Genomic DNA, 6,338 nt, shown 5'->3' with positions numbered 1-6,338 from the left:
TCGACCACCGCGTCCCGCTCACCCACGGAGAGAACCGGTACCGCCCCGATGCCGCGTCCCGGCTCCGTGAGCAGCCCTTCCAGCACCCGTACGAATCGCTCGCCCCACACCACAGCCGTGGACCGGTCGAACAGGTCCGCGTTGAACTCCAGCTCGCCCCGCAGACCCGCGGCACCGCCATCGGCACCACGCACCCCGGACAGGTGGAAGACCAGGTCGAACTTCGCCGCACCCGTCGCGGCGGACTCCGGCGCCACACTCAGGTGGGGCAGTTGTTCGACCGTGTCGAGGGCGGCCTTCTGCTCGTCGTTGTTCCACTCCAGGACGGTCTGGAACAGCGGGTGGCGTGACATCGAACGCTCAGGGTTGAGCACCTCCACCAGTCGTTCGAAGGGAACGTCCTGGTGTGCGTATGCCGCGAGGTCGGTCTCCCGGACCCTGGCCAGGAGCTCCGAGAACGTCGGGTTCCCGGAGAGGTCGTTGCGCAGGACCAGCGTGTTGACGAAGAACCCGACCAGGTCCTCCAGCGCGTCATCCGTACGACCCGCCACCGGCGAACCGATCGGGACATCCTCTCCCGCACCCAGCCGGAACAACAGCACCGCCAACGCTGCCTGCACCACCATGAACGGACTCGCCTGATGCTCCCGGGCCACCTCCTCCACCCGCCGGTGCAGTTCGGCGGAGGTCTCCAGCGGGACCGAGTCACCTCGATAGGTCGCCTGTGCGGGGCGCGGACGGTCGGTGGGAAGCTCCAGCTCGGCCGGAAGGGCGGACAACGTCTGCTGCCAGTAGCGAAGTTGTTCGTTCAGGGCGCTTTCGGGGTCGTCCTCGGAGCCGAGGACGTCGCGCTGCCACAGGGTGAAGTCGGCGTACTGCACCGGCAGTGGCGCCCAGGCCGGTGCTCGGCCGACGGTGCGGGCCGCGTAGGCGGTGGTCAGGTCGCGGGCCAGTGGGCCCATGGACCAGCCGTCACCGGCGATGTGGTGGATCAGTACGAGGAGTACATGTTCCTCGGGGCTGATCTCGAACAGCCAGGACTTCAACGGCAGTTCGGTGGCGAGGTCGAATCCGTGGCGCACGGCCTCCGCGATCCGGTCCGTGAGTTCGCTCTCCCCGACGCGGACGACGACCGGTTCCGGGCGGACCGCAGCCGCGTCGAGTACCACCTGGTGCGCGCCCGTGGACTCCTCGGCGAAGACCGTGCGCAGGCTTTCGTGCCGGCTCACGATGTCCACCAGCGCGGCCCGCAGGGCCTCGCGGTCCAGCGTGCCGGTGAGACGCAGCGCCGTGGGCAGGTTGTAGGTGGGGCTCGGCCCCTCGAACCGGTTGAGGAACCAGAGGCGCTGCTGGGCGAAGGACAGCGGGATCCGCTCAGGGCGCGTTCGTGTGGTGAGGGCCGGGCGGGGGCCGTCCGCCGAACCGAGCGCGGCGGAAAGGCCGGCCACGGTCGGGGCCTCGAAGAGGCGGCGCACCGCGACCTCCACGCCGAGGGTGGAGCGGACCCGGTTCATCAGCCGTGTCGCGAGCAGCGAGTGCCCGCCGAGGTCGAAGAAGCTGTCGTCGATCCCTACCTCCGGCACGCCCAGCACTTCGGCGAACAGCGTGCAGAGGATGTCCTCCTGCGGAGAGCGCGGCCTGCGGCCCGTCGTGCTGCCGGAAAGCTCCGGCGCGGGCAGGGCCTTGCGGTCCAGCTTGCCGTTCGCGGTCAGCGGGAGCACGCCGACCTCCATGAACACGGACGGCACCATGTAGGCGGGCAGGTGCTGGGCAAGACGTGTACGCAGCGCCTTGGGGTCGACTGCTGTCTGTGCGCGGGGCACGACGTAGGCGACCAGACGCCGGTCGCCGGGGCGGTCCTCCCGCACGATCACGGCGCTCTGTGCCACACCGGGGGCGTGGTCCAGCTCGGCCTGCACCTCGCCCAGTTCGATCCGGAAGCCACGGACCTTGACCTGGTCGTCCGCTCGGCCCAGGTAGACGAGCTCTCCGCGGTCGGTCCATCGTGCGAGGTCACCGGTGCGGTACATGCGGTCGCCGGGTGCGCCGTACGGGTCCGCGACGAAGCGCTCCGACGTCAGACCGGGGCGGCCGAAGTAGCCGCGGGCCAGACCGGGACCGGCGATGTACAGCTCGCCCTCGACACCCCGGGGCGCGGGCCGCAGCGCCGAATCGAGGACGTAGGTGCGCGTGTTGACGATCGGGCGGCCGATCGGGGGTGCCGTGTTCCCGGCCAGCGGCTCGCTCATCGTGGCGCACACGGTCGCCTCGGTCGGCCCGTACGCGTTGAGCATGCGCCGGCCGCGGGACCAGTGGTCCACCAGGTCGGCCGGGCAGCTCTCGCCCGCGACCGCAAGGGTCCGTACCGAGGTCATGGCGTCGTCGGAAAGGGACGGCAGCGCGGACGGTGGCAGCGTCACATGGGTCACCCGCTGCTCGGCGAGCAGAGCGGCCAGCGGTGCGCCCGGCATGAGCCGCTCCTGCGGCGCCATCACCAGACAGGCACCGGCCAGGAGCGCCATGCAGATCTCCGACACCGCGGCGTCGAAGCTGGGCGAGGCGAACTGCAGTACCCGGCTGTCCGGTTCGACGGCGAAGGCATCGATCTGCGAGGCGGCCAGGCCCGGCAGTCCGGCGTGCGAGACGACGACGCCCTTGGGTCTGCCGGTGGACCCGGAGGTGTAGATGATGTAGGCCGGGTGCCGGGACTCGGGCGAGGTGCCCGGCGTGTCGGCGGACCCGAGACCGGTGTATGTGACGGACGGCCCATCGGGTGCGTCCGCGTCCATCAGGAGGCGCGGTACGTCGGGTGATCCCAGCCGGTCGTTCAGCGCACTCGTGGTGATCAGGAGCCCGGGTGCCGCGTCGTCGAGCACGTAGGCGATGCGGTCGGACGGATAGTCAGGGTCCACCGGAAGATAGGCGGCGCCGGACTTGAGGACGGCGAGCATCGCCACGACGAGTTCGGCGGAGCGCGGCAGCGACACGGCCACCGCTTGTTCCGGCCCGAGCCCGGCGGACCGCAGCCGATCCGCCAATCTGGCCGATCGCTCGTCGAGTTGGGCGTAGCTCAGCACGTCACCTTCGAAGGCGACAGCCTCCGCGTCGGGCGTGCGCAGCGCCTGGGCCCGGAACAGCTCCGGCAGGGTCGCCGCGGGCAGCTCGCGTGCGGGCCCGTTCCAGTCCGTGCCGAGCCGGTCCCGTTCGGCGGGAGTGAGCACCTCGATCCGGCCCAGCGGTGTGCCGGGCTGCTCGGCGATGCTCGCCAGTACCCGTACGAAACGCTCGCCGATTGTCTGCGCGGCCGCCCGGTCGAAGAGGTCGGGGCGATGGTCGAGACGGAAGGAGAGCGCATTGCCGGGCAGCGCCACCAGGGCGAGCGCGTAATGGGTCGCGTCGTGGTTCGTGGCGTCGGACAGACGCAGTCCCGAGGCTCCGGCGAGCTCGCCGAGGGCGTCGGCGTCGAGCGGGTAGTTCTCGAAGACCATGGACGTGTCGAAGAGCGCACCCATGCCCATCAGCTGCTGGATCGCGGCCAGGCCGGTGTGCTGCTGCTCCAGAAGGGCCGCCTGGTCGCGCTGGATGCGGCGCACGAAGTCGGCCACGTTGTCGCCCGGGTTGATCCGGGCACGCAGCGGCAGCGTGTTGATGAACAGACCGACCATGTCCTCGACCCCGGCCAGGTCGGCCGGCCGGCCCGAGACGGTGACGCCGAAGACCACGTCGTCGCGCCCGGTGAGCTGCCCGACGACGATCGCCCAAGCAGCCTCCACCAGCGTGTTCAGCGTGACACCGCACGACCGGGCCTGGGTGGAGAGCGCGGCGGTGGCCTGCTCGGAGAGTGCCAGCTCCACGCGCTCCGGAGCGCTGCCGGGACCCGGCTGCGGCGGTCCTGCGAGCGTCGGGCCTTCGAGGCCGGACAGCGCCTCCCGCCATGCGGCGTGCGAGGCGTCCTGGTCCTGGGCGGCGAGGACGCCCAGATAGTCACGGTAGGGGCGTACCCGGGGCAGCTGGTCGGCGCTCCCCGGCGCCGCGTAGAAGCCCAGGAGTTCCCGTACGAGAATCGGGAGCGACCAGCCGTCGAGCACGATGTGATGGTTGGTCAGCACGAGCCGCCACCGCTCGGCGGCGAGCCGGATCAGGACGTAGCGCAGCAGCGGCGGCCGGGCGAGATCGAATCGTTCCCGGTACTCGTCCTCAAGGATCTTCGCCGCGTCCGCCGAGCGCTCCGGCTCCGACAGGTGCGTCAGATCGACCTCACGCCACGGCAGTGGCACATCGGCGACGACCACCTGCACCGGACGGCCCGCCGACGTTCTGCGGAACGAGGACCGCAGCGCCGTGTGCCGGTCCAGGACCAGACGGGCGGCCGTCCGCAGGGCAGCCACATCGAGCGAGCCCTCGATGTCGAAAGCCAGCTGGGCGGTGTAGAGGTCGGGTTCGGAGTCGTCGTCGTACGCGCTGTGGAAGAACAGCCCCTCCTGGAGGGGCGACAACGGCAGTACGTCGACGAGTCGAGCCCCCTCGGAGGGAACCGCCTCGTCGTCCGACGGTGTGGGAGCGGGAGCACCACCCGCCCGCACCTCGGCCTCCAGCGCCTCGATCTCGGACTGGGTCACCTCCGCGAGCGGCACGTCGGACGGCGTCAGACCACCGGCTCCGGGGACCGCGCTGTGCCTGGCCAGTGCGCCCAGTGCGCCGAACCAGCCGTCGGCCAGCTCCCGGACGCGCTCCTCGTCGAGCAGCTCGCCCGCCCAGGTCCAGGTCGCGACCAGCTCCGGCCCGCGCGGACCGTCATGGGTGGCCGCGTTGACCTCCACCGTGTGCGCCAGGGCCAGCGCGGGGTCTTCGGAAGCACCGGCCAGCGGCGCCATCGTCCAGTCCGCGACACGGCTGTCCGCCGCGACCGCGCCCGGGGCGAACCGGCCCAGGTAGTTGAAGCCGAGCTGCGGACGGGCGCCCGCCTGCTCCAGCGCGGGTGCCGTACTCGGGTTGAGGTGGCGCAGCAGCCCGTATCCGATGCCCTTGTCCGGCACCGCCCGCAGCTGCTCCTTGACGCGTTTCAGCACGGCTCCGACGTCCGGTCCACCTGCCCGGGCACCCACGGTGTCGTACGCGCCGGGGGCCAGCCGCACGGGATAGATGCTGGTGAACCACCCCACGGTGCGCGACACGTCGGCACCGGGAGCGATCTGCTCCGCCCGCCCGTGCCCTTCGAGGTCGACGAGTACCTCGGCGGCTGCCGGGCTTCCGTGACGGCGCCGCCATTCGGTGGCGGCCATCGCGAACCCGGCGAGCAGGACGTCCTCGACACCCGCGTGGAACCGTGCGGGGGCTGCCCCGAGCAGGCTCTCCGTGACGGCGACGGGCAGCCGCAGCTCCAGACTCCGCGCAGTGGCGAACGTGTCACGTGCCGGATCGAGGGCCCGGTCGGTGAGCAGCGGGTCGGGAGCGGTGAGCGTCGCCTGCCACAGGTCCCGCTCCTCCTCCCGTGCCGAGGTGACCGCCGCCTCCTTGAGCTTCTGCGCCCAGCTGCGGAACGACGTTCCCACCGGGGCGAGTTCGGGCTCCCGCCCCTCGGACACGGCCTGCCAGGCCTCCTCCAGATCCTCCGCCAGGATGCGCCAGGACACCCCGTCGACGGCCAGGTGGTGCACGACCAGCAGCAGCCGGCCCTGCCGCCCGGGACCGCGGTCGAACCAGACGGCCCGCACCATGGCACCCTCGCGCGGGTCGAGGCAGCGCCGGGCCGCCTCGCCCTCGACGGAGAGGGCCGCACGCAGTGCGTCGTCGTCCAGCTGCGAGGCGTCGACCCGCCGAACACAGGAGTCCGCCGCCACCGTGCCCGGGGCCGTGACCTCGAGGGACCAGCCTCCAGGCGTCCCGGCGGCGTGCATCCGCAGACGCAGCGCGTCATGGTGGTCGAGGAGGGCCCGGACGAGGACGAACAGACGCTGTTCATCCAGCTCGGAAGGCGTGTGCAGGACGACCGTCTGGTTGAACTGGTCGACGGAGCCTCCGCGTTCGGCCAGCCAGTGCATGACGGGAGTGAGCGACAGCTCACCTACCGCGGGAATGTCCTCGGACGCCGTGGCGGCCTCGTCACCACTCCCACCGACGCCCGCCGACGCGAGAGCCTCGACCGTCTTGTGCTCGAAGACGTCACGGGCCGAGATGGCCAGGCCGGCACGGCGTGCCCGGCTGACCAGCTGGATGGACATGATGCTGTCGCCGCCGAGGTCGAAGAAGCTGTCGTCGATCCCGACCTGGGGAACGCCGAGGACCTGGGCGAAGGTTGCGCAGAGCAGTTCTTCTTGGGGGGTGCGGGGGGCGCGGCT

The 6,338-nt window shown here is 71.4% G+C and carries 1 protein-coding gene; it reads right to left on the bottom strand.

Features of this window, described 5'->3' with window-relative positions:
• Window positions 1-6,338: non-ribosomal peptide synthetase (locus JGS39_RS35800; protein WP_219573937.1), on the bottom strand; the 6,338-nt coding region annotated here is incomplete at both ends.

Source organism: Streptomyces poriferorum (genome assembly GCF_019399235.1).
Classification (GTDB): Bacteria; Actinomycetota; Actinomycetes; order Streptomycetales; family Streptomycetaceae; genus Streptomyces; species Streptomyces poriferorum.
The sequence above is the reverse complement of the archived record's forward strand: the minus strand, read 5'-3'. Positions and strand labels throughout refer to the sequence as shown.